The 24719-nt window shown below is 62.5% G+C and carries 21 protein-coding genes; 10 read left to right on the top strand and 11 right to left on the bottom strand.

From position 1 onward, the window contains the following. Positions 1-72: 72 nt before the first annotated feature. The gene (acnB, locus tag DGA31_RS05605) at positions 73-2682 is read right to left on the bottom strand and encodes a bifunctional aconitate hydratase 2/2-methylisocitrate dehydratase (RefSeq protein ID WP_056838588.1); all 2610 of its coding nucleotides are present in this window, start codon (positions 2680-2682) and stop codon (positions 73-75) included. A gap of 403 nt (positions 2683-3085) precedes the next feature. Between acnB and DGA31_RS05600 the strand changes: the two genes are divergently transcribed. The 5 genes from DGA31_RS05600 to DGA31_RS05580 all read left to right on the top strand — a co-directional run bounded on the left by DGA31_RS05600 (position 3086) and on the right by DGA31_RS05580 (position 8053). Then, the gene (locus tag DGA31_RS05600; RefSeq protein WP_109511877.1) at positions 3086-3565 is read left to right on the top strand and encodes a DUF1289 domain-containing protein; all 480 of its coding nucleotides are present in this window, start codon (positions 3086-3088) and stop codon (positions 3563-3565) included. Between the two features lie 314 nt (positions 3566-3879). After that, the gene (locus DGA31_RS05595) at positions 3880-4491 is read left to right on the top strand and encodes a MiaE family protein (RefSeq protein WP_056838591.1); all 612 of its coding nucleotides are present in this window, start codon (positions 3880-3882) and stop codon (positions 4489-4491) included. A gap of 151 nt (positions 4492-4642) precedes the next feature. Further along, positions 4643-5140, top strand: coding sequence for a MarR family winged helix-turn-helix transcriptional regulator (locus DGA31_RS05590; RefSeq protein WP_109511876.1), 498 nt, complete (start codon positions 4643-4645; stop codon positions 5138-5140). 93 nt (positions 5141-5233) lie between these two features. Continuing rightward, positions 5234-6439, top strand: a complete 1206-nt coding sequence (locus tag DGA31_RS05585) for an HlyD/EmrA/EmrK family protein (RefSeq protein ID WP_109512047.1) — start codon at positions 5234-5236, stop codon at positions 6437-6439. Between the two features lie 75 nt (positions 6440-6514). Beyond that, complete coding sequence (locus DGA31_RS05580) at positions 6515-8053, top strand: DHA2 family efflux MFS transporter permease subunit (RefSeq protein WP_109511875.1); 1539 nt, start codon at positions 6515-6517, stop codon at positions 8051-8053. A gap of 477 nt (positions 8054-8530) precedes the next feature. Here the strand turns inward: DGA31_RS05580 and hpaI are convergent, their stop codons facing one another. From hpaI to DGA31_RS05540, 8 genes are all read right to left on the bottom strand, one after another. Beyond that, positions 8531-9331 (bottom strand): 4-hydroxy-2-oxoheptanedioate aldolase, encoded by an 801-nt coding sequence (gene hpaI / locus DGA31_RS05575; RefSeq protein ID WP_056838597.1) that lies wholly within the window; start codon positions 9329-9331, stop codon positions 8531-8533. Positions 9332-9479: 148 nt separating this feature from the next. Next, entirely contained in the window at positions 9480-10283 is an 804-nt protein-coding gene (hpaH, locus tag DGA31_RS05570; protein WP_056838599.1) for a 2-oxo-hept-4-ene-1,7-dioate hydratase, read from the bottom strand. 12 nt (positions 10284-10295) lie between these two features. Beyond that, a complete protein-coding gene (locus DGA31_RS05565) occupies positions 10296-11606 on the bottom strand; it encodes an MFS transporter (protein WP_109511874.1) in 1311 nt (436 codons plus the stop codon). A 47-nt stretch (positions 11607-11653) separates the two neighbouring features. Next, the gene (locus tag DGA31_RS05560) at positions 11654-12064 is read right to left on the bottom strand and encodes a 5-carboxymethyl-2-hydroxymuconate Delta-isomerase (RefSeq protein WP_056838603.1); all 411 of its coding nucleotides are present in this window, start codon (positions 12062-12064) and stop codon (positions 11654-11656) included. A gap of 57 nt (positions 12065-12121) precedes the next feature. Continuing rightward, positions 12122-13045 (bottom strand): 3,4-dihydroxyphenylacetate 2,3-dioxygenase, encoded by a 924-nt coding sequence (gene hpaD / locus DGA31_RS05555; protein WP_109511873.1) that lies wholly within the window; start codon positions 13043-13045, stop codon positions 12122-12124. Positions 13046-13318: 273 nt separating this feature from the next. After that, positions 13319-14779, bottom strand: coding sequence for a 5-carboxymethyl-2-hydroxymuconate semialdehyde dehydrogenase (gene hpaE, locus DGA31_RS05550; protein WP_056838606.1), 1461 nt, complete (start codon positions 14777-14779; stop codon positions 13319-13321). A 5-nt stretch (positions 14780-14784) separates the two neighbouring features. Continuing rightward, positions 14785-15564 carry a fumarylacetoacetate hydrolase family protein gene (locus tag DGA31_RS05545; protein ID WP_056838608.1) on the bottom strand — a complete coding sequence of 260 codons (780 nt, stop codon included), beginning with the start codon at positions 15562-15564 and terminating at the stop codon, positions 14785-14787. Further along, entirely contained in the window at positions 15561-16232 is a 672-nt protein-coding gene (locus tag DGA31_RS05540; RefSeq protein ID WP_109511872.1) for a fumarylacetoacetate hydrolase family protein, read from the bottom strand. The genes DGA31_RS05545 and DGA31_RS05540 overlap by 4 nt, the downstream gene beginning before the upstream one ends. Before the next feature lie 187 nt (positions 16233-16419). Here DGA31_RS05540 and hpaA point away from each other — a divergent pair, with 187 nt between their 5' ends. The 3 genes from hpaA to DGA31_RS05525 all read left to right on the top strand — a co-directional run bounded on the left by hpaA (position 16420) and on the right by DGA31_RS05525 (position 19542). Then, entirely contained in the window at positions 16420-17322 is a 903-nt protein-coding gene (gene hpaA, locus DGA31_RS05535; RefSeq protein ID WP_056838611.1) for a 4-hydroxyphenylacetate catabolism regulatory protein HpaA, read from the top strand. A 275-nt stretch (positions 17323-17597) separates the two neighbouring features. Next, a complete protein-coding gene (gene hpaR / locus DGA31_RS05530) occupies positions 17598-18020 on the top strand; it encodes a homoprotocatechuate degradation operon regulator HpaR (protein ID WP_056838613.1) in 423 nt (140 codons plus the stop codon). 175 nt (positions 18021-18195) lie between these two features. Further along, positions 18196-19542 (top strand): MFS transporter, encoded by a 1347-nt coding sequence (locus tag DGA31_RS05525; protein ID WP_109511871.1) that lies wholly within the window; start codon positions 18196-18198, stop codon positions 19540-19542. Positions 19543-19680: 138 nt separating this feature from the next. Here the strand turns inward: DGA31_RS05525 and pobA are convergent, their stop codons facing one another. After that, positions 19681-20865 carry a 4-hydroxybenzoate 3-monooxygenase gene (gene pobA, locus DGA31_RS05520; protein WP_109511870.1) on the bottom strand — a complete coding sequence of 395 codons (1185 nt, stop codon included), beginning with the start codon at positions 20863-20865 and terminating at the stop codon, positions 19681-19683. Between the two features lie 167 nt (positions 20866-21032). Here pobA and DGA31_RS05515 point away from each other — a divergent pair, with 167 nt between their 5' ends. After that, entirely contained in the window at positions 21033-21905 is an 873-nt protein-coding gene (locus DGA31_RS05515; RefSeq protein ID WP_056838619.1) for a helix-turn-helix domain-containing protein, read from the top strand. 292 nt (positions 21906-22197) lie between these two features. Here DGA31_RS05515 and ppnN read toward each other — a convergent pair whose 3' ends face one another. Beyond that, the gene (ppnN, locus tag DGA31_RS05510; protein WP_056838621.1) at positions 22198-23571 is read right to left on the bottom strand and encodes a nucleotide 5'-monophosphate nucleosidase PpnN; all 1374 of its coding nucleotides are present in this window, start codon (positions 23569-23571) and stop codon (positions 22198-22200) included. A gap of 335 nt (positions 23572-23906) precedes the next feature. On the opposite strand from ppnN, the gene DGA31_RS05505 reads away from it, so the two are divergent. Next, complete coding sequence (locus DGA31_RS05505) at positions 23907-24587, top strand: TIGR04211 family SH3 domain-containing protein (RefSeq protein WP_056838623.1); 681 nt, start codon at positions 23907-23909, stop codon at positions 24585-24587. The last annotated feature ends 132 nt before the right edge of the window (positions 24588-24719 follow it).

The following is a 24719-nucleotide window of genomic DNA, read 5'->3' as shown; positions in this document are numbered from 1 at the left end:
CTGGCGCCGGTTTTCAGGGCATAAAAAAACCCCGCACGCGTGCGGGGTTTTTTATTACGCCAGGTCAGTCAATCAGGCTTGAACGACCGGGATGTTGGCGTTGGCGGCCGCTTCACGGAACTCGGCGATCTGGTCGAAGCTCAGGTAGCGGTACACGTCCGCTGCCATGGTGTCGATCTGATTGGCGTATTCCATGTACTCCTCGACGGTCGGCAGGCGACCCAGGATCGAGGCAACCGATGCCAGCTCGGCCGAGGCCAGGTAGACATTGGCGCCGTCGCCCAGACGGTTCGGGAAGTTACGGGTCGAGGTCGACACCACGGTGGAGTTCGGCTCTACACGTGCCTGGTTACCCATGCACAGCGAGCAGCCTGGCATTTCCATGCGTGCGCCGGCCTTGCCGTAGATGCCGTAGTAGCCTTCTTCGGTCAGCTGGTGAGCGTCCATCTTGGTCGGCGGCGACAGCCACAGACGTGTAGGCAACTGGCCCTTGACCTTGTCCAGCAACTTGCCCGCTGCGCGGAAGTGGCCGATGTTGGTCATGCACGAACCGATGAACACTTCGTCGATCTTCTCGCCCTGTACGGAGGAGAGCAGACGGGCGTCGTCCGGGTCGTTCGGGGCGCAGAGCACAGGCTCCTTGATGTCCGCCAGGTCGATCTCGATGATCTCGGCGTATTCGGCGTCCGGGTCGGCAGCCAGCAGTTGCGGGTTGGCGATCCAGGCTTCCATCGCCTGGGCACGACGCTCCATGGTCCGCGCATCGCCGTAGCCTTCGCTGATCATCCAGCGCAGCAGGGTGATGTTGGACTTGAGGTACTCGGCGATCGGCTTCTCTGGCAGCTTGATGGTGCAACCGGCAGCCGAGCGCTCGGCCGAGGCGTCGGACAGTTCGAACGCCTGCTCGACGGTCAGTTCGTCCAGGCCTTCGATTTCCAGGATGCGACCGGAGAAGGCGTTGATCTTGCCTTTCTTCTCGACGGTCAGCAGGCCTTTCTGGATGGCGACGTAAGGAATGGCATGGACCAGGTCACGCAGGGTGATGCCCGGTTGCATCTTGCCTTTGAAGCGCACCAGGATCGACTCGGGCATGTCCAGCGGCATCACGCCGGTGGCGGCGGCGAAGGCGACCAGGCCGGAACCGGCCGGGAAGGAGATGCCGATCGGGAAGCGGGTGTGCGAGTCGCCGCCGGTGCCGACGGTGTCAGGCAGCAGCATGCGGTTCAGCCAGCTGTGGATGATGCCGTCGCCAGGACGCAGGGACACGCCGCCACGTGTGCGGATGAAATCCGGCAGGGTGTGGTGGGTGGTGACGTCGATCGGCTTTGGATAGGCCGCGGTGTGGCAGAACGACTGCATGACCAGGTCGGCAGAGAAGCCCAGGCACGCCAGGTCTTTCAGCTCGTCGCGGGTCATCGGGCCGGTGGTGTCCTGGGAACCGACGGTGGTCATCTTCGGTTCGCAGTAGGTGCCAGGGCGCACGCCTTTGCCTTCTGGCAGGCCGCAGGCCTTGCCGACCATCTTCTGTGCCAGGGTGTAGCCCTTGCCGGTGTCGACCGGGGCTTCAGGCAGCTTGAACAGGTCGGTCGGGCCCAGACCCAGTTCGGCACGGGCCTTTTCGGTCAGGCCGCGGCCGACGATCAGCGGGATACGGCCGCCGGCGCGGACTTCGTCCAGCAGGACCGGGGTCTTGAGTTCGAACGTGGTGATGACTTCTTCGCTGTCGTGCTTGCAGACCTTGCCCTGGTGCGGGTACAGGTCGATCACGTCACCCATGTTGATGTTCGAGACATCGAATTCGATCGGCAGGGCGCCGGCGTCTTCCATGGTGTTGTAGAAGATCGGTGCGATCTTGGTGCCGAAGCAGAAACCGCCGGCACGCTTGTTCGGCACGTACGGAATGTCGTCGCCGAAGAACCACAGCACCGAGTTGGTCGCCGATTTGCGCGAGGAGCCGGTACCGACCACGTCACCGACGTAGGCGACCGGGAAGCCGTCGCCGTACATCTGGGCGATCTGCTTCATCGGGCCGATGGAGCCTTGCACGTCAGGCACGATGCCTTCGCGGGCCATTTTCAGCATGGCCAGGGCGTGCAGCGGGATGTCCGGGCGCGACCAGGCATCAGGCGCCGGCGACAGGTCGTCGGTGTTGGTTTCGCCGGTGACCTTGAAGACGCGCAGGCTGATCTTGTCGGCCAGGGTCGGGCGCTTCTTGAACCACTCGCCATCGGCCCACGATTGCAGGACAGCCTGAGCATTGGCATTGCCGGCCTTGGCTTTTTCGGCTACGTCGTGGAAGGCGTCGAACATCAGCAAGGTGTGCTTGAGCTGTTCGGCAGCGACGGTGGCCAGATCGGCGTCGTCGAGCAGTTCGACCAGGGTGGCGATGTTGTAGCCGCCCTGCATGGTGCCGAGCAGTTCGGTGGCGCGCTTCTTGTCGATCAGCGGGGAGGTGACTTCGCCCTTGGCCAGGGCAGACAGGAAACCGGCCTTGACGTAGGCCGCTTCGTCAACGCCTGGTGGTACGCGGTTGGTGATCAGGTCGACAAGGAAAGCTTCTTCGCCAGCCGGGGGATTCTTCAGCAGCTCGACCAGGCCTGCGGTTTGTTCGGCGTTAAGCGGCTGGGGCACGATGCCCTGGGCGGCACGCTCTTCGATATGTTTACGGTAGGCTTCAAGCACAGTATTACCCTCATCAGTGGTCCCAAAAGGGTGTCCGGGACGCTCATCCAGATAAATGTCGTACCCTGTGTGTGGATGCTTTTCGAGCATGCTGACCAAGGTAACGACCTTATCTTACGAAGCTGTTTTCAAAGTTTTACGCCTGCTGAACGGCTGGGTGGGACAGTCGGTCGGCCATTCGTGATGAGGGAATGGCCGGGTCGACACCGGACGGCGGGATAACTTGACTGTGCTCGTGACGCTTTGAAAACAGCTTCCGACGGACATTGGCGCCTTATAAGGCCCGGTGATTCTACGGGAAAACTTCAACAAAGGTAAGTTAGCCCCTACATGTTCAGGGGTGACCCTGGTTAGACAAAGGGCTAACATGACGCCTCGTTCCACCAGCCGCTGCCCGCCCTTCATGCCTGATCAGATCATCAAGACGCCTTGCATAGGCCTTTGCTCCACCGTCTTTGGCGACCGGGTGTGCCGTGGTTGCAAGCGTTTCCACCACGAAATCGTCAACTGGAACGCCTACAACGAAGACGAAAAGCGCGCCGTGTGGCTGCGCCTCGAACAGTTGCTGGTGCAGGTCATGACCGCCAAGGTCGAAATCTTCGATGTGGAAAAACTGCGCGGGCAACTGACGATGCGCAAGATCCGTTTTGTGGCGCACCAGTCCGAATACTGCTGGGCCTACCAGTTGATTGCCCGTGGCGCACGGGTGATCAATCAGGTCGAGGCCTATGGCTTTGTGCTGTTGCCCGAGTTTCGCGACTGGGCGCTGCCGGATTTGCGCGACGCCATCGACCGGGAATTCTTCCTGCTGTCCGATGCGCATTATGACCGCTACATCGCCCCGGCCTTTTTGCGCGATGCGTTTGATCGCACCACGCCATAGGCGTAAAGGGTGATGCCGGCGAATCCGGTGATCCACAGTCTGATGTCAGGCACGAGATCCAGAACAACATCAATCCTGTGGGAGGCGGCTCTGCCGGCGATGACGCCAGCAAGGCCCACACACCTGGTGCGCCTTTCTCATAGCCATTGCCAGCAGTTGCTGCCTCCCACTGTTGAGTGTCAGGCGTAAAAACGGGTGAAAACCGGCTTGACTGACGGGCATTGGTCCTGCGCGGCAGGCGTGAGTTTTTGTATCGCGAGTGGCGCCTATGGCTCGTATAATGCACCGCTTTGCCCAGCCGTCCTCGTGAGCCTATGTACCCGATCCCTGAAATCGAAGCCTTTCTGCTGTGCCGCACCCCCGATGCCTGGGTGCAGGCGGCGCTGCGCAACCTGGATATTTTGCTGATCGACCACGCCAACAACGAGAAGAAAGCGGCCGGCGCGGCGTTTCAGTTCATGTTCCAGTACAACGACAAGTTTGACCTGCAGGCCAAGATGTCGCGCCTGGCGCGTGAAGAGTTGCGTCACTTCGAGCAGGTCATCAGCCTGATCCGCAAGCGCCAGATCCCCATGGCCAATATCAGCTCGGCGCGCTACGCCGGGGCATTGCGCAAACATGTGCGCAACCACAACCCGTACCGGCTGACCGACGCGCTGATCGTCGGCGCCATCGTCGAGGCGCGCTCGTGTGAGCGCTTCGCCGCCCTGGTGCCGCACCTGGATGAAGAGCTGTCGAAGTTCTACGCCAGCCTGCTCAAGTCCGAGTCCCGGCATTTCCAGGACTACCTCAAGCTGGCCTATGCCTATGGCGAAAAGGCTGACGTCGACGCCAAGATCGAAGAGATCCGCCTGGCCGAGCGCGAGCTGATCGAAAGTCCCGATGAAGATTTTCGCTTCCACAGCGGCGTGCCGATCGCGGCGTAATCGACACGGGCAGCACCCTCGAAAACGACCGGCTCGCCACCGGTCGTTTTTTTATGGGTAATTAATAAGCAAGCTAACGAAGGCTTTGACATTGGCTGCCCAGGCAGTAATATTTTGCAATAACTGCCTAAGCAGCTTTTCTGGTGAATTCTTGAAACATTTTTCGGCGGACAACTTCGACTCCAGCCTGATCGGCCTGTTGGTGGGGCGTACCAATGCGCTCAAGGACCGCATGCTGGACAAATACCTGGAGCCACACGACCTGACCTTTGCCCAGTTCAAGGTGCTGATCGTCATTGCCCAGTTCTCCTCCGACACCCCGGTCGAGCTGTGCCGGCACCTGTCGCTGGACAGTGGTTCGATGACGCGCATGCTCGATCGCCTCGAACACAAGGGCCTGGTGGTGCGCAGCCGTTCGGCTGCCGACCGGCGTCAGGTCAAGGTGGTGCTGACCGCAAAGGGTCAGGCCATCGCCGACTTGCTGCCGAGCATTGGCGCCGATGCCATGAACGACACGTTCGCCGCGCTGGACAAGGAAGAGATCGAAACCCTGCAGCGCATCCTGACCAAGCTGCTGGTGGCTGCCGATGACCACCTCACCCTGACGCGTCTGAGTTTCAGATCCGCCGGTGCCCATGAAAAGCCGTGAGGTGAATCGCCACGTCATGTGCCTGGCAGCGGCTTTGCCGACGATGCCGGGCTCCCGGGTTCCAACCGTTTTGCAGACTACAAGGTAATCGCCATGGCCACTGATGCTCCCGATTCTTCATCCGCCAGCCCCGCCAGGGAACAGGGCTCCGGCAAACGCAAGGTGCTCCTGCTCGGCCTGTTGTTGCTGGTGATTGCCGGTGGCCTGGGTTTCTGGGCCTGGCATGAGCTGTATGGCCGTTGGGGCGAAAGCACCGACGATGCCTATGTAAGCGGCAACGTGGTGGAAATCACGCCGCTGACCACCGGCACGGTGATCAGCATCGGCGCCGACGATGGCGACCTGGTACGCGAAGGTCAGGTGCTGCTCAGGTTCGACCCCAGCGATGCCGCTGTCGGTCTGCAAAGTGCCGAGGCCAACCTGGGCAAGGTGGTGCGCCAGGTGCGCGGCCTGTACAGCAATGTCGACGGCATGAAAGCGCAACTGGCGGCCCAGCGCGCGGCGGTGCAAAAAGCCCAGGACAATTACACCCGGCGGCGCAACCTGGCCGCCAGCGGGGCGATCTCGCAGGAAGAGCTGTCGCATGCCAAGGATGACCTGGTCAGCGCGCAGAGCGCCCTGAGCAATGTCCAGCAGCAACTGGCCAGCAGCGTGGCGCTGGTGGACGACACACAGGTTTCCTCGCACCCCGACGTCAAGGCTGCCGCCGCGCAATTGCGTCAGGCCTGGCTGGCCAATGCCCGCACCACACTGGTGGCGCCGGTGACCGGCTACGTGGCCAAGCGCAATGTGCAACTGGGCCAGCGGGTGCAGCCGGGTGTTGCGACCATGGCCGTGATTCCGCTGGACCAGCTGTGGATCGATGCCAATTTCAAGGAAACCCAACTGGGCAAGATGCGCATCGGCCAGCCGGTCGAAGTGCACGCCGACCTGTACGGCAGCGACGTGACCTACCACGGCACCATCGACAGCCTGGGCGCCGGTACCGGCAGTGCCTTTGCTTTGCTGCCGGCGCAGAACGCCACCGGCAACTGGATCAAGATCGTCCAGCGTGTGCCGGTGCGTATCCACATCAACCGCGACGAACTGGCCGATCACCCGTTGCGCATTGGCCTGTCGACCACCGTGGAGGTCGACCTGCATGACCAGAGCGGCCCGGTGCTGGCCCAGCAGCCGCCCAGGCAGGCGAGCTTCAGCACCTCGGTGTATGACGAGCAACTGGCTGAGGCTGACGCACTGATCGCACGCCTGATCCATGAAAACAGCGCCGCCGGCAGCAAGGCCACCGCACAGCGCTGATCAACCTGCTGTTCTGCCAGGGCGCCGACACTGTGCGCGTGCCCGGGCGTCTCTTCCGGTATCCAGGGATTTGCGATGAGTCAGAACGCACCCGCTTCATTCACGCCACCCAGCCTGCTGATGTGCACCATCGGCCTGTCGCTGGCGACCTTCATGCAAGTGCTCGACACCACCATCGCCAACGTGGCGCTGCCGACCATTTCCGGCAACCTGGGGGTCAGTTCCGAGCAGGGCACCTGGGTGATCACCTCGTTCGCCGTCAGCAACGCCATCGCCTTGCCCCTGACCGGCTGGCTGAGCCGGCGTTTTGGCGAGGTCAAGCTGTTCCTCTGGGCCACGCTGCTGTTCGTGCTGGCCTCGTTCCTGTGCGGCATTTCCCAGTCCATGCCCGAGCTGGTGGGCTTTCGGGTGCTGCAAGGCGTGGTTGCCGGCCCCCTGTACCCCATGAGCCAGACCCTGCTGATCGCCATCTATCCACCGGCCAAACGGGGGATGGCACTGGCGTTGCTGGCCATGGTCACGGTGGTGGCGCCGATTGCCGGTCCCATTCTAGGCGGCTGGATCACCGACAGTTACAGCTGGCCGTGGATCTTCTTCATCAATATACCTATCGGCCTGTTTGCTGCGTTCGTGGTCAAGACCCAGATGGCCAAGCGACCGGTCAACACCAGTCGCCAGCCGATGGACTACATCGGCCTGTTGACCCTGATCATCGGCGTGGGTGCCTTGCAGGTGGTGCTCGACAAGGGCAATGACATGGACTGGTTCGAGTCGGGTTTCATTGTCATCGGCACGTTGATTTCGGTGGTGGCGCTGGCGGCGTTCGTGATCTGGGAAATGACCGACCGTCATCCTATCGTCAACCTGCGTCTGTTCGCCTATCGCAATTTTCGCGTTGGCACCATCGTTCTGGTGTGCGGTTATTCGGGGTTCTTCGGCATCAACCTGATTCTGCCGCAATGGTTGCAGACACAGATGGGCTACACCGCGACCTGGGCGGGGCTGGCAGTAGCGCCGATCGGTATCCTGCCGGTATTGATGTCGCCGTTCGTGGGCAAGTACGCACACCGCTTCGACCTGCGCCTGCTGGCGGGCCTGGCATTTCTGGCCATGGGGCTGTCGTGCTTCATGCGCTCGGGGTTCACTAACGAGGTGGACTTTACCCATATCGCGCTGGTGCAGATGTTCATGGGCATTGGCGTGGCGCTGTTCTTCATGCCGACCCTGACCATTCTGTTGTCGGACTTGCCGCCGCACCAGATTGCCGATGGCTCGGGACTGGCGACCTTCCTGCGAACCCTGGGCGGCAGCTTTGCCGCGTCGCTGACCACCTGGATCTGGATCCGTCGTGCCGACCAGCACCATGCTTACCTGAGCGAGCACATCAGCACGTATGACCCGGTGACCCGCCAGACCCTGGACACACTGGGCGGCGCCGGTCCGCAGGCGTATGCGCGGCTTGAACAGACCCTCAACAGCCAGGCCTACATGATGTCGACGGTGGATTATTTCTACTTGCTGGCCTGGGGGTTCATGGGGTTGATCCTGCTGGTGTGGCTGGCCAGGCCCCCGTTCGCGGCCAAGGCCGGACCGGCGGCGGGGGGAGGGCATTGAGGGGGTATGGGTGTTTAGAGATTTTGTGGTGATCTGTGAGATAGATTCCGACCCTCTCCGGGTCGGGTCACTTTGGTTACGGCCAAAGTAACCAAAGCCATTGCTCCTGGTTCCGGCCCCTTCGGGGTCCCCTCCTTCCGGCGTCGCTCCGGGGGGCGCCGCTTATGGGCCGTCCCTGGCCCAAGCGGCTAACAGACCCTAGCCCTTTTCCCCCTGCGCAACGCCTCCACTCGGCCTGCACAAGTCGCGATTTGTGCCGCCTGTACTATCGCGCATGAAAAGCAAAGCAAGAGCTTTTGCTTCTGCCTGCTCTTGCTCTTCTACGCAAATCTCACAGACAACACCGTTCGCGACCTGGGCGCGGCCCGATGGAGTGGCGCCGAAAGGAACCCGGCCCGGAAAGGGGCTTAATCTTTCTGAAAGACCCCTGCAGAAAGCCCGAGCAACCCAGACCTCAAAAAAACCATCAACCCCGTCTTAATAAACCCCGCCACCACTGGTCGGTGCCGGCGCGTCCTTGAAGGCGCCGGCCAGGGTCTGCAGGCCGCGCATCAGCACCGTGGTATCAACGCCAACCGCCACGAACCGGGCCCCCAGTTCGATATAGCGCCGCGCCAGGTTCTGGTCGGCGCTGAGAATGCCCGCCGCCTTGCCGGCCTTACCGATCCGTACGATGGCGTCCTCGATGGCCGCCTGCACATCAGGGTGGCCAGGGTTGCCACGGTGCCCCATGGCTGCGCTCAGGTCGGCAGGCCCGATGAACACACCGTCCACGCCGTCTACCGCCAGAATCGCATCCAGATTGGCCAGCCCCTGCAGGTTCTCGATCTGCACCAACAGGCACATCTGCTCATCGGCCTTGTCCAGATAGCCGGGGATGGTGTTCCAGCGCGACGCCCGCGCCAGCGCACTGCCCACGCCACGAATGCCGCTGGGCGGGTAGTGGATGGCCCGTACCAGTTCACGGGCCTGGTCTGCACTTTCGACCATCGGCACCAGCAGCGTCTGCGCGCCAATGTCGAGGATCTGCTTGATCAAGGCAGTGTCGCCGATCACCGGGCGGATGACGGCCTGGCTCGGGTAGGGCGCCACGCTCTGCAACTGGCCCAGCAAGCCACGCAGGTCGTTGGGGGCGTGTTCGCCGTCGATCAGCAGCCAGTCGAAACCGGCATTGGCCGCCAGCTCCGCACAATACGGATCGGCCAGGCCCAGCCACAGACCAATCTGTGCCGGGCCGGTTTGCAGGCGTTGCTTGAAGGTGTTGATAGGCATATCCATGTTCAGCTCCTTGGGTGCGCACCCCGGTAGGAGCGCGCTCTGCCCGCGACCGAGTGCGCAGCGCTCGCAAAAATCTGCGAAACGCTGAAAGTTTACGACTGCTACGCAGCCGGTCGCGGGCAAGCGCGCTCCTACCGATCGAGGGGGGTCAGACAAACCGGCAAGCGATGCTGCCGAGCTGGTCGTAGTCGACGTGGAAGGTGTCGCCGGGGTTGGCTGCCACCGGACGGGTGAACGAACCGCCCAGGATGATCTGGCCCGCTTCCAGGGTCACGTCATACGGCGCCAGCTTGTTGGCCAGCCACGCCACGCCCTTGGCCGGGTGGTTGAGCACCGCCGCCGAGACGCCCGATTCTTCGATCACGCCATTGCGGTACAGCACCGCCGGCACCCGGCGCAGGTCGATGTCATTGGGCCGCACCGGCCGTCCGCCCATGACCACGCCGGCATTGGCGGCGTTGTCCGAGATGGTGTCGAACACCTTGCGCGTCACTTTGCTCTGCGGGTCGACCTGCTGGATGCGCGCATCAATGATTTCCAGCGCCGGGATCACCCACTCGGTGGCATCGAGCACGTCGAACACGGTCACGTTCGGGCCCTTGAGCGGCTTGCCGAGGATGAACGCCAGCTCCACTTCCACGCGCGGCACGATAAAGCGATTGAAGGGAATGTCGGTGCCTTCGTCGAAGAACATGTCGTCGAGTAACGCGCCGTAGTCAGGCTCGGTGATATTGGAAGAGACCTGCATGGCCCGCGAGGTCAGGCCGATCTTGTGGCCGACCAGCTTGCGCCCGTCCTGGATCTTGCGCTGTACCCAGGCGCGCTGAATGGCGTAGGCGTCCTCAATGGTGATGTCCGGGTATTGCAGCGAGAACTGGCCGACCTGTTCGCGGGAGCGTTCGGCCTGGTCAAGCCGCTCGGCGGCTTGCTGGATGAGGTGTTTATCAAGCATCGGAAACGTTCCTTATTGCGGGTTGACGATGGCGGCCGGGGTGCGCAACACCAGCAGGCTGCCCAGGGCGATCAGCAGTGCCAGCACATAAAGGGCCAGGCTGGCGCTGTGGGTGGTGTCGCGCATCCAGCCAATCAGGTAGGGCGCGAGAAACGCGGCGATGCTGCCGAACGAGCTGATCAGGCCGATACCGGCCGCTTGCGTGCGGCTCGACAGGAACGCCGGCGGCAGTTGCCAGAACATCGGCAATGCCGCGCTGGCGCCCATGCCGGCCACGATCAGCCCGGCCAGTACTGGCAGCGTGCTGCCAGGGGCGATGCCGGCGGTGGCAATGCCGACGGCGCACATCAACAGCGGCACACACAGGTGCCAGCGGCGTTCGCGATGGCGGTCTGAAGAACGCCCGCAGGCGAGCATGAAGAACACGCCGGCCAGGTACGGCAACGCGCTGAGCCAGCCGACCAGGCTGTCACGGGCGATACCGGCGCCGTGGATCAGGGTCGGCATCCAGAAGGCCAGGGTGTTGACCGCCAGCATCACCGCAAAGTAGATCGCCACCAGCAGCCAGACATGCCCGTCACGCACAATGCCGGCGAACGAGGTGATGGTCTTGCGTTGTTCTTCCGCCTTCAGTTCGTCGCCCAGGCGCTGCTTCTGCTCGCGGCTCAGCCAGCTCACTTGATCAAAGCGCTCGGGCAAGACACGCCAGACCAGCAGGCCGAGCAGCACCACCGGTGAGCCCTCGAGCAAGAACATCCACTGCCAGCCGCGCAGGCCGCCGGCATCGTTGAGGTTTTCCAGGATCATCCCGGACAACGGCCCGCCGATCACCCCGGCCATGGGCACGGCAATGGCGAACAGCGCGGTGATCTGTGCCCGGCGGCTGGCCGGGTACCATCGGTTGAGGTACACCAGGATGCCGGGGAAGAACCCGGCTTCGGCCACCCCGAGCAGAAAGCGCAAGGTGTAGAAACCGCTGGCGGTCTCGACCAGCAACATGCCGGTGGACATCACGCCCCAGACCACCATCAGTGTGGCGATCCAGCGCCGTGGGCCGACGCGGTCCAGGGCCAGGTTGCTCGGCACGCCGAATAGCGCGTAGGCGACGAAGAACAAACCGGCGCCCAGGCCGTACACGGTGTCGCTGAACTGCAGGTCGGCACTCATCTGCATCTTGGCAAAGCCGATGTTGATGCGGTCCAGGTGCGCGAACAGGTAGCACACCAGCAACAGCGGCATCAGCCGCCAGGTCACGGTGCGGTGGGTCGAATCGCTGACGGCGTGAGGCGTGCCGACAGTGTGGGCGGATTGAACAGTGCTCATGGTCTTGTACTTTTTATTGAGTGAAACGGCACAGGGAAAACGCAGGTTCAGAGGGCCTTGTTGAACAACGGGTGCAGGCTGCTGTGCTTGCCGTCGTAGACCTGGCCGACGCTTTCGTCGATCTGCAAGGTGATGCCTATGGGGCGTTGTTGCACGATCGGGTCCAGGTGCTGGTGCAGCACGGCCAGCAGGCTGTCGCCGGTGGTCTTGTGCACCGTGGCACTGCGGCCTGCGGCCATGCGCAGGTTGGCGTAGATGAACCCATAGTCGCCCTTGCCATCGGCCACCGCACTGTGGGCGGCGGGGTAGGCCAGCACCCGGGTACCGCCGGTGGGGAACACTGCCTTGCCGCTTTCATCGCGCTGTTCGAGCATGGTGTCGGCCAGGGCGCGGCACAGGCCGCTGATATCAGCGTCGCGTTCCAGGTCCTGGGTGTAGAGCAATACCAGATGCGGCATGGGGTGTTCTCCGTGAGGGGTGGCTTGGGACGCGCATCGTGCGCGAGATCCTGCGTATTACAACCGGCTCGTGGACACCACCGCAGCCGGGTTGGCGGCCTGTGCCGCCGGAATGGCCGAGCCATCTTGCGGGGTGACCGGGAACAGGGCGTTGATCTGCCCGGTGCCCGAGGAGCCGAAGTAAGGCGTCAGCACCTCGACGTTGCCGTCGTAGTTCGACCAGCCCAGCGCGCCGAGCAGCATGGCGGTGTCGTGCATGAAGCCTTCGCCGTGCCCCTTGGAGGCGTACTCTGGCAGCATGCCGCAGAATTCGGGCCACTCGGCGTTCTCCCACATCTTCACCACACGGTGGTCGAGGGTTTCCAGGAACGGGCTCCAGACCTTGGTCGAGAAATCCGGCGCCTGGCCGTTCTGGGCAAAGCGGTGGGTCAGCGAGCCGCTGGCCAGGAACGCCACGGTGCCGTCGTAATGATCTTCAACGGCCTTGCGCATTGCCCAGCCCAGGCGGGCGCTGTCGTTGAGGTAGTGTGAAGTGCACAGCGCCGAGACCGAGATCACCTTGAAGTGCTGGTCCTGGTTCATGTAGCGCATCGGCACCAGGGTGCCGTATTCAGGCCCCAGCGTCGTGGCGTGATGGGCCATGGTCTCGACATTGAAGCGGTTGCATTCTTCGGCCAGCAGCAGGCCCAGTTCCTTGTTGCCAGGGAACTCGTATTCCATGTTGCTGATGAAGTGCGGCAGTTCGTTGCTGGTGTACACGCCTTTGTAGTGCGGGCCACACAGCACGTGGTAGTTGGCGTTGACCAGCCAGTGGGTGTCGAACACCACAATGGTGTCCACGCCCAGTTCGCGGCAACGCCGGCTGATCTCGTAATGACCGTCAATGGCCGCCTGGCGAAAGCCCTGGCGAGGGCCGGGCATTTCCGACAGGTACATCGACGGCACGTGGGTGATCTTGGCAGCGAGAGCGAGTTTGCCCATGGTGATCTCCAGATTGTTCTTATTGACGCCGCCCCCTGTGTAGGAGCGCGCTTGCCCGCGACCGAGTGCGTCAGCAGTCGTAAATTCGTAGCCTTTCGCAGATCTACAGCCGTAAATTTTCAGCCTTTCGCAGATCTACAGCCGTAAACGTTCAGCCTTTCGCAGATCTACAGCCGTAAACGTTCAGCGTTTCCGAAATTTTGCGAGCGCTGACGCACTCGGTCGCGGGCAAGCGCGCTCCTACGTGTCAGGAGCGGCAGGTCAGGCGGCCGTTCAGATCCCCCAGCGCGGGATGTGGTGGCTGCCCATGGATATACACACGTTCTTGATTTCGGCAAACACCTCGAAGCTGTACTGACCGCCTTCGCGGCCGGTGCCCGAGCCTTTCACGCCGCCGAACGGCTGGCGCAGGTCGCGTACGTTCTGGCTGTTGATGAACACCATGCCCGCTTCGATGCCATAGGCCAGGCGGTGGGCCTTGCCGATGTCCTGGGTCCAGATGTAGGAGGCCAGGCCGTATTCGGTGTCGTTGGCCAGTTGCAGGGCTTCGGCTTCGTCCTTGAACGGGATCAGGCAGACCACCGGGCCAAAGATTTCTTCCTGGGCAATGCGCATCTTGTTGTTCACGTCGGCGAACACGGTGGGCTGGATGAACTGCCCGCGTGCCAGGTGCGCCGGCAGGTTCGCCGGACGTTCCAGGCCGCCAGCCAGCAAGGTGGCGCCTTCTTCCAGGCCGATCCTGATGTAGCCGGTGACCTTGTCGTAGTGGGCCTGGGTGATCATCGAGCCGACCTGGGTCTTCGGGTCGCTCGGATCACCGACAATCAGGCGCTTGGCGCGGGCGGCGAATTCGGCGACAAATTGCGGGTACACGCTTTCCTGGATGAAAATCCGGCTGCCGGCGGTGCAGCGTTCACCGTTGAGCGAGAAGATGGTGAACAGGGCCGCGTCCAGCGCACGCTCCAGATCGGCATCTTCGAAAATCAGTACCGGCGACTTGCCGCCCAGTTCCATCGAGTACTTCTTGAGGCCCGCGGTCTGCATGATTTTCTTGCCGGTCGCGGTGCCGCCGGTGAACGAAATCGCCCGTACGTCCGGGTGGCGAACCAGCGCGTCGCCGGCGGTGGCGCCGTAGCCCTGGATCACGTTGAGCACGCCGTTGGGAATGCCGGCTTCGACGGCCAGGCGGCCCAGCTCGTTGGCGGTCAGCGGCGACAGCTCGGACATCTTCAGCACCGCCGTGTTACCCAGCGCCAGGCACGGCGCGGTCTTCCAGGTGGCAGTCATGAACGGCACGTTCCACGGCGACACCAGGCCACACACACCCACTGGCTGGTACAGGGTGTAGTTGAGCATCTGGTCATCGACCGGGTAGCTGTGGCCGTCCATGCGCGTGCAGACTTCGGCGAAGAAGTCAAAGTTGTGCGAGGCGCGCGGAATCAGCACGTTCTTGGTCTGGTGGATCGGCAGGCCGGTGTCCATCGTCTCCAGCTCGGCCAGCTTCGGCACGTTCTGGTCGATCAGCTCGCCGAGCTTGCGCATCAGGCGGGCGCGTTCCTTGGCCGGGGTATTGGCCCATTTCGGGAACGCTTCCTTGGCCGCTGCCACGGCCTGGGCAACTTCTTCGGCACCGCCGCTGGCGACCTCGCCGATGGCCTCGCCGGTGGCCGGGTTGTAGTTGACGAACACGTCTTTGCTTTCGACCTCACGGCCGTTGATCCAGTGCTTGATCATGGGGTTCACGCCTCTTGTTGTTGGGTTGGCAAGGCGAAGAACTCGGCTTCGCTGACAATACGGTTGACCAGACGGCCCACGCCTTCGACTTCCACGATCACTTCATCGCCCGGCACCACATCGGCCAGGCCTTCAGGCGTGCCGGTGGCGATCATGTCGCCTGGTTGCAGGGTCATGAAACCGGACAGGTATTCGATCAGGTAAGGGATGTCGAAAATCATGTCCTTGGTGCTGCCTTCCTGTTTCAACTCACCGTTGATCCAGGTGCGCAACTTGAGGTCGGATACATCCGGCACATCGGCGACATCGACGATGAACGGGCCGACCGGGGTCGTGGCGTCGCGGTTCTTCACCCGCAGGTTGGGGCGGTAGTAGTTTTCGAGGTAGTCACGGATCGCGTAGTCGTTGCACACCGTGTAGCCGGCCAGGTACTCCAGCGCGTCTTCGCGCTTGACGTTGCGCGCCGGCTTGCCGATCACGGCCACCAGTTCGCACTCGTAGTGCATGTACTTGACGTTGTCCGGGCGCCAGGTGACCTGGTTGTGGCCGGTGTAGGTGCCCGGCGACTTGACGAAGGCCAAGGGCTCGGTGGGCGGGGCGAAGGCCAGCTCGGCGGCATGGTCGGCGTAGTTGAGCCCCAGGGCGAACATGCTGCCGGTGGCCGGGGGCAGCCACTGCACCTGGTCTTCGGCGATCAGACGACCGTCGGCCAGGCGCACGCTGTTGCCGTCTTCGACCGTAACGGCCTGCACCTGACCCTCGAAACGGATACGGGCGTGTTTCATGGGCGCAGCTCCTCGGCAATGATGGTGTTGCTCAAGCGGCCGCAACCGGTGATCTCGACGCTGACACGGTCGCCGGGCTGTACATCGACGCGGCCTTCAGGGGTGCCGGTGATCAGCACATCGCCTTCGTGCAGGGTCATGAACTCGCTGATTTCGGCGATCAGTTGCGCCACGTTGCGCACCCAGTTGGCCGTGGTGTTTTCCTGGCGCAGTTCATCATTGACGAACAACTTGAGGGTCAACTGGCCGGCATCGGCAATCTGGCCGACCGGCACCAGTTCCGGGCCCAGGGCACAGAAGCCGTCGCGGCACTTGGCCTTGACCGCCGGGCGGTAGTAGCTGTCTTCGGGCAGGCTGAATTCATTGACGATCACGTAGCCGGCCACATACGCAAGGGCATCGGCCTCACTGACCCGGCTGGCGCGCTTGCCGATCACCACGCCCAGTGCAGGGCCCGGTTGCAAGCGCTCGACACCCGCCGGGTAGACCACCTCACCCTCATGGCTGTTGCGGGTGTTGGGGGTCTTGATGAACAGCACCGGCTTGACCGGCGGCTTCTGGTAGGGCGCTTGCTCGAATTCGGCGAGGCGTTGGCCCAGCAACCCCTGGTAGTTCAGCGCTACGCCGAACAGGGTGCCGTTGGCAACGTCGTGCAGGGCACGGCTCATGCTTTTCTCCTGGCGGTGACCGGGCAGCGGCTGCCGGGTCGATGATTTTGTTAATGTGTTAACTTTATAAGTTAAGATGTTAACGATCGTCAAGTGCGAACCATCGCTCCACTGTTCGGCGCCACAAAAAAGGCGGAGCATGAGCCTCGTTTCGTCCGCAGGCCGACAACAAAAAGAGAACGCTCCGATGAATGATCGACAGCCGATCCCTAACATCAACATTGGCCAGGTCTATGACCAGCGCTACAGCGATGCCGAGGTGCACTACGACAAGCTCGGCAACCTGGCCGGGTTTTTCGGGCGCAATATGCCGGTGCACCGCCACGACCGTTTTTTCCAGGTGCATTACGTCAACAGCGGCACCGTGCGGGTGTACCTGGACGACCAGCAGTACGTCGAGTCCGGGCCGATGTTCTTTCTCACGCCGCCGACCATTCCCCACTCGTTCGTCACCGAGCCGGACAGCGATGGCCACGTGCTGACCGTGCGCCAGCAACTGGTCTGGGCACTGATCGAGGCCGACCCGACGCTGGCGCCTGGTCCGCAATTGCCGGCGGCCTGTGTCGCGTTGTCGCGCCTGGGGCCGGAATTTGCCGGCGAGATCCGCCGCCTGGGGTTTCTGTTCGAAGAACTGCGCGAGGAAATCAACGGCCAGCGCGCCGGACGCGGCATGGCGCTGGACAGCCTGACCCAGTTGATCATGACCAGCCTGCTCAGGCTCTGTGCGCGCTCGTTGCAGGCACGCCCGGCGCGGCATGAGGACTTGCAGATCTTTCACCGTTTCAATGAGCTGATCGAGGCCCATTACCTGCAGCACTGGGCACTGTCGCGTTATGCCAGCGGCATTGGCGTGACCGAGGCGCGGCTCAATGATGTCTGCCGGCGCATCGCCGACCTGCCATCCAAGCGCCTGATCCTGGAACGCCTGATGCAGGAGGCCCGGCGCCTGCTGCTGTTCACCGGGCTGTCGGCCAACGAGATCTGCTACCGCCTGGGCTTCAAGGACCCGGCGTATTTCAGTCGCTTCTTCCATCGTTATGCGGGCGTGACGCCGGGGGAGTATCGCCAGCGGCAACCCGGCTTGCGGTAAAGCGGGCATGGTGAATGGCCGGATAAAAAAAAGCCGCGCAAGCGCGGCCGAAGTAATGAGAATGTTGCCGTTGCCCGAGGCTTGGCCGTCTGTTCCAGGCATCAGGTTCGCTCATGGCCATGATGGGCATCGGCAGTGATGCCGGAAATGGCTTTTCGACAGAACCGATTGCACTTTTCGCGGGCCATGCAAACACTGAACTGTTCGTTTACTTGTTAATTACGTGTCGGCTATAGTCCCAGCCCATTGTTTGACTATCCGAACCGCGAACGCTCATGCCGACCCCCAGACCTTCCCTGACCCTTACCCTGCTGCAGGCCCGTGAGGCCGCGATGGCCTTTTTTCGTCCATCGCTCAACGAGCATGGCCTGACCGAACAACAATGGCGGGTCATTCGCATCCTGCGCCAGCAGGGCGAGATGGAAAGCCATCAACTGGCCGACCAGGCCTGCATCCTCAAGCCGAGCATGACCGGTGTGCTGGCACGCCTTGAGCGCGATGGCATCGTGCGGCGCTGGAAGCCGGCCCACGACCAGCGGCGCATGCTGGTCGGCCTGACCGAGCAGGGCCAGCAGTGCTTCGTGTCGATGAGCGAAGACATGGAGCGCAACTATCAGCGCATCCAGGCGCAGTTCGGCGAAGAAAAGATGCAGCAACTGCTCGAACTGCTGCGTGACCTCAAGCGCATCGAGCCCTGACCCGACAGCCACCCGTGCAAGGCTCAAGCGCGCGGGTGGCTTGTCATTGTGCAAACACACAGCAAAACCTCGCCGCTGTGGTGCAAACCTCCAAAGCGTTTTGATTGATGCCCTTTTATGATCGGCTGGCTGCCCCGCAAGCTTCATAAAAACAACAAGCTTTGAGGAATCTCCCATGTCCCACTCGCCGACTCGCGAGGCTCAAGACGTGCAAGGCAATCAGGTCTATCGCCTGATCACCCAGCGTCTGATCCCCTTTATCTTCATTTGCTACCTGTTCAATTACCTGGACCGGGTCAACGTCGGCTTTGCCAAGTTGCAGATGCTCGAGGCCCTGAATTTCAGCGAAACAGTGTACGGCCTGGGTGCCGGGATCTTTTTCATCGGCTATGTCTTGTGCGGCCTGCCCAGCAACCTTGCGCTCAACCGCTTCGGGCCGCGGCGCTGGATCGGCCTGATGATGATCACCTGGGGCACTTTTTCCACCTGCCTGCTGTTCGTCACGACGCCTGTGGAGTTCTATGCCCTGCGCTTTCTGACCGGCATGGCCGAAGCCGGCTTCTTCCCCGGCATCGTGCTGTACCTCTCGCGCTGGTACCCCAACCAGCGCCGTGGCCGGATCATGGCCTTGTTCATGTGCGCCATCCCGGTCTCCGGGCTGCTGGGCGGACCGTTCTCCGGCTGGATCCTCAACCACTTTGCCTTGGGGCAGGGCGGCCTGCAGGGCTGGCAGTGGATGTTCCTGATCCAGGGTCTGCCGACCGTGGCGCTGGGCGTGCTGGCCTTCAAGCTGCTGTGCGACAAGGTCGAAGACGCTGCCTGGCTGACGCCCGAGCAACGCCAGCGGGTCAGGCTTGACGTGGCCAACGATGAGCTCAATCGCCCCGTACAGGCCGCTTCATCGGTCGCCAGCGTACTGACCATGCCGGTCATCTGGGTCTTGGGTTTCATTTATTTCTGTATTCAGAGTGGCGTGTACGCGATCAACTTCTGGCTGCCCTCGATCATCAAGAACCTGGGCTTCAACGATGCGCTGGTGATTGGCTGGATCAGTGCCATTCCGTACCTGCTGGCCGGGGTGTTCATGCTGTTGGTGGGGCGTTCGGCCGACCTGCGCAACGAGCGCCGCTGGCACCTGGTGATACCGATGCTGATGGGCGCCGCCGGGCTGATCATCGCGGCCAACTTCGCGGCTGTGCCGGTCATTGCCATCGCCGGACTGTGCATCGCCACCATGGGTGCGCTGACCAGCCTGCCGATGTTCTGGCCACTGCCGACCGCGCTGCTGAGCGCCAGCGTTGCCGCCGGCGGCCTGGCCCTGATCAACTCCATCGGCCAGATGGCGGGCTTTCTCAGCCCGTACCTGGTGGGCTGGATCAAGGATCAGACCGGCTCGACCACCGTGGCGCTGTACTCGCTGGCGGCACTGACCATCGTCGGCAGCCTGATCGCCCTGCGCCTGAGCCGTCAGTCGACTGCGCAACGCGCCGCCGAAACAGCGCTTAGCGACCCCAACGTATGAACAGTAGGAGCGACCAACGGTCGCGAAGGCCTATTTGCGACCTTTACTCGCGAAGGCCTATTCGCGACCGTTGGTCGCTCCTGCACGGGTGTTTGCGGCACGCCAAGGCGGCTGGTGATCTCCTGCGATCTTGCGCCGCTACTCAACCGCCTCGTACGGCAGTCCCACATAGTTTTCGGCAATGGTCTGGCGCCCGGCCTGCGAGCCGATGTAGTAGTCCAGTTCGGTCTGCTGGATGCGCTGGCTGAAGGCGTCGGTGTCGGGAAACTTGTGCAGCAGCGAGGTCATCCACCACGAGAAGCGTTCGGCCTTCCAGACCCTGCGCAGGCAAATGGCCGAGTAGCGCTCCAGCAGGTCGGTACGGCCTTCGCGATAGACCTTGAGCAGGATGTGGTACAGGGTGCTGACGTCGCTGGCGGCCAGGTTCAAGCCCTTGGCACCGGTAGGCGGCACGATGTGCGCGGCGTCGCCGAGCAGGAACAGGTGGCCGTACTGCATCGGCTCGACCACGAAGCTGCGCAGCGGGGCGATGCTTTTCTCGATCGAAGGCCCGGTGACCAGGCGCTCGGCCAGGTGCGTGGGCAGGCGGGTCTTGAGTTCGGTCCAGAAGCGTTCGTCCGACCAGTTCTCGACCTGCTCTTCGGCGCCGACCTGCACGTAGTAACGGGTGCGGGTGGCCGAGCGCATGCTGCACAGGGCAAAGCCACGCGGATGGTTGGCGTAGACCAGTTCTTCGTTGACCGGCGGGGTATCGGCCAGCACGCCCAGCCAGCCGAACGGGTAGACGCGCTCGAAAACCTTGAGGCTGTCGCTGGGGATCGACTGGCGCGACACGCCATGAAAACCGTCGCAACCGGCAATGTGGTCGCAGTCGATGCGCACGGTTTCGTTGCCTTGCCGGAAAGTCACGTACGGACGCTCGCCCTTGAGTTCGTGCAACTGCACGTCCTCGGCGTTATACAGGGTCAGGGCACCGGCCGCCTGGCGGGCTTCCATCAGGTCGCGGGTGACTTCGGTCTGGCCGTAGACCATCACGGTCTTGCCGTCGGTCAGGCCCTTGAGGTCGATGCGCTCGCAACGTCCGTCGAAGGCCAGCTCGAAGCCGTCGTGCACCAGGCCCTGTTCGTCCATGCGCGCACTGACGCCGGCTTCACGCAGCAAGTCGACCATGCCTTGTTCGAGCACGCCGGCGCGGATGCGCGACAGAATGTAGTCGGGGTCTTTGCGTTCGATGATGATGGTGTCGATGCCGGCACGCTGCAGCAACTGACCCAACAGCAGCCCGGACGGGCCTGAGCCGATGATTGCGACTTGGGTTTTCATGGTTGTTGTCCTGTCTGTGATCCCGGCAACCTGGGGCTTGCGGGATGTCGTTGTTTTTGTCTCCTGCATTTTTAATGGATGCACAGTGCATAAGAAGGCACTATCGAGGCCATTATCTGGACTTTTCAAGGATTGCCTTGCCCATTGGCAAGGTAAGGGGAGTGACCATGTCCAAGCGTGTCGTCAATCCGGTACCGGTGTTCAAGCTGTACGGCGAAACGGCCGCCTGGCCCACGCCGGACCTGATTCACTGCGAGACGATCCCCGAGCGCAGCAGCCTGCATGACTGGGAAATCAAGCCGCATCGGCACGGCGACCTGGTGCAGTTGCTGTACGTGCAATCGGGTCAGGCTCTGCTCAAGGTCGAGGACGAGGTGCGCGAGGTGCAGGGCCCGGTGCTGCAGGTGGTGCCGGCCCTGAGCGTGCACACCTTCCGTTTTGCCGAGAATATCCAGGGCCACATCCTCAGTCTGGCCAGCCCGTTGGTGGAGCAGCTCGAAGCGGTGCTCGACGGCTTGAGCCTGGGCGTGGCGCAGTGTCACGTGCCCGATGATGACCCGGCGCAACTGGATCAGCTATTCAATGCCATCGCCGACGAATACCGCCAGCCGCGCAGCGGCCGCGACCTGATGCTGCACGCGTTGATCACGATGCTCATGGTCTGGCTGAGCCGGCGTCATCAGGCGCAGGCAGCGGGGCACGAGACGGGCACGCCAGACCGCGGTCGCGAGCATCTGCAGGCGTTCATGCACCAGCTTGAGTCGAGCTTTCGCCTGCACTGGCCCATCGACGAACATGCCCGGCGCCTGGGCCTGAGCGCTGCCCACCTGAACGCGTTGTGTCGTCGATTGTGCGATCAGTCGGCGTTGCAGGTGATCAACCAGCGCCTGCTACTGGAGGCCAAACGCAACCTGGTGTACACCGCCATGACCATCAATCAGGTCTCCGACAGCCTGGGCTTCTCGGAGCCGGCGTATTTCACGCGCTTTTTCAAGCGCGCCACCGGCCTGTCACCCCGGCAGTTTCGCCACCCACGTTGACACGGTGCTGAAATGCCTTTCCCTTGAAAAATAAGCCACTGATTTTATTGGATATTAAATTCACATCTGTAGGCGATGATCCTGTGTCACTGGCACCGCGCCAAGGCAGCACGCTTTCGCGCAGCAAACACTGGCCCGGTAGGAGCGCGTTTACCCGCGACCGGCTGCGTAGCAGTCGTAAAATTGCAGCGTTTCACAGATTTCTGCGAGCGCTTCGCACTCGGTCGCGGGCAAGCGCGCTCCTACCGGGTCCCCTGTTTGCTGCGCGACAGCGCTCCGCCTTGGCCCTGTGTCAGCTTACGACCTGATAGCAGGGTACGTATTCGGCACCGCCGGGCAGTTTCATGCGGTGTTGCTCGACAAACGCCTGCAGCAGTTTGTCCAGCGGCTGCATGATCGCCGGGTCGCCGTGGATCTGGTACGGGCCGTGTTCTTCGATCAGGCGGATGCCCTTGTCCTTGACGTTGCCGGCCACGATGCCGGAGAACGCGCGGCGCAGGTTGGCGGCCAGTTCGTGGGGCGGCAGGGCATGGCTGAGCTTGAGCTGGGCCATGTTCTCGTGGGTCGGATCGAACGGGTGCTGGAAGCTTTCGTCGATCTTGAGCAGCCAGTTGAAGTGAAAGGCGTCGTTGCGCTCGCGGCGGAACTGCTTGACCGCCTTGAGGCCCTGGGCCATCTGGCGTGCCACCTCCGACGGGTTGTCGATGATGATCTGGTAGTGACGACGGGCGTCCTCGCCCAGGGTCGCCTGCACGAAGGCATCCAGCTGGCGCAGGTAGGGTTCGGTGCTTTTCGGGCCGGTGAGGATGACCGGGAAGGGCAGGTCATGGTTGGCCGGGTGCATGAGGATGCCCAGCAGGTACAGGAATTCTTCAGCCGTGCCGGCGCCGCCCGGGAAGATGATGATGCCGTGGCCAACGCGCACGAAGGCTTCGAGGCGCTTTTCGATGTCCGGCAGGATCACCAGTTCGTTGACGATCGGGTTCGGCGCCTCGGCGGCGATGATGCCCGGCTCGGTCAGGCCCAGGTAGCGGCCACCGTGGATGCGTTGCTTGGCATGGGCAATGGTGGCGCCCTTCATCGGGCCTTTCATCACGCCAGGACCGCAGCCGGTGCAGATGTCCAGGCTGCGCAGGCCCAGTTCGTGGCCGACCTTCTTGGTGTACTTGTATTCTTCGGTGTTGATCGAGTGACCGCCCCAGCACACCACCAGCTTCGGTTCCACGCCCGGGCGCAGGGTGCGCGCATTGCGCAGCAGGTGGAACACGTAGTCGGTGATGCCTTGCGAGCTGCTCAGGTCGATGCGCTGGCTGTCCAGTTCGCTTTCGGTGTAGACGATGTCACGCAGGGCGCTGAACAGCATTTCCCGGGTGCTGGCGATCATTTCGCCATCGACGAAGGCGTCGGCCGGGGCGTTGAGCAGTTCCAGGCGTACGCCACGGTCCTGCTGGTGGATACGCACTTCGAAGCTCTCGTAGGCTTCCAGGATGGTCTTGGCGTTGTCGACATGGGCGCCGGTATTGAGAATGGCCAGGGCGCACTGGCGAAACAGGGTATAGACGCTGCCGGAACCGGCGGCGCTCAGTTGCTGCACTTCACGCTGGGACAGTGTTTCAAGGCTGCCTTTGGGGCTGACCGAGGCATTAATCACGTTTCTTGGGATCATTCTATTTTCCATTGGATCGACGCCGTGCGGCCTGGGCTCAAGGCCCGGTGGGGCAGGCATCCGGATGGTGAGCATCAAGGATGTTCACGCCTGACCGGTATTCTTGCTGGCAGCCGGACAGGAAAGCAAACCAAACCATGCCTGGAGACTATCGGGTAAGCGTTGCCAGGCCAAGAATGAACCTGAGCCGTTTTGCAGGGTCTGTAGGCTGATGGATGTGCGCCTGTTCTGCAGACCCTGGTGGTGTTGCAGGTCACGGCCCGCCACTTGATGCCCATCGTGCGCCGGCCCGTTCATCGCGGCCTTTGTTTTATCCAGCCAAGACAGTTATTGCCATGCCTCGTCATTTTTTCGCACTGCGGGCTCCAGCTTCCGGCCTGTTCTCTCTCGCGACCACGCGCCGCACCCTCAAGCGCGGGCTGTTGATCGGCCTGTTTGGCCTGCTGGCACCCCAGGCGCTGCAAGCGGCCGGCAACGACCGCTGGATCAGCGACAGCCTCAATACCTATGTACGCAGTGGCCCGACCGACGGCCACCGGATCGTCGGCACGCTCAAGTCCGGCCAGAAAGTCGAATTGCTGGAAACCCAGGGCGACTACAGCCGGATTCGCGGCGAAGGCGGCAGCACCGTCTGGATTCTCAGCAGTGACCTGCAGGCCGAGCCGGGCCAGTCCGAGCGCTTGCCGCAACTGACCGGCCAGGTGGCGCAACTGACCGATCAGTTGGCCAAGATCGACGACACCTGGAAGGTTCGCGTGCAGGGCATGCAGGAAACCCTGGATACGCGCAAGGCACTGATCGACGAACTGGAGACGCGCAACAAGGAACTCAACGAACAACTGACCCAGGCGCAATCGCAACTGCGCGACGCCCAGGCACGCCTGGGCAATGAAAACCAGCAGGCCCTGATGGGCTATATGGTCTACGGCGGCAGCATTGCCGGCGCCGGTTTGCTGGTCGGCCTGATCCTGCCCTCGCTGACCCGACGCCGCAAACGCAACGATGGTTGGTCATAACACCTCCCTTTTCACCCTTTGACAGGGTGACCCAGGTCTCTTTTTCAGCCGCTGCGCGGACGCAATGTCTCGCGCAGCAAGATCTGGTTCTATAGTTTCCCCACCTTTGGTCGAAAACCTTCAGGAACATGC

It is taken from the genome of Pseudomonas ovata (genome assembly GCF_003131185.1).
GTDB classification, from domain to species: Bacteria; Pseudomonadota; Gammaproteobacteria; order Pseudomonadales; family Pseudomonadaceae; genus Aquipseudomonas; species Aquipseudomonas ovata.
The sequence above is the reverse complement of the archived record's forward strand: the minus strand, read 5'-3'. Positions and strand labels throughout refer to the sequence as shown.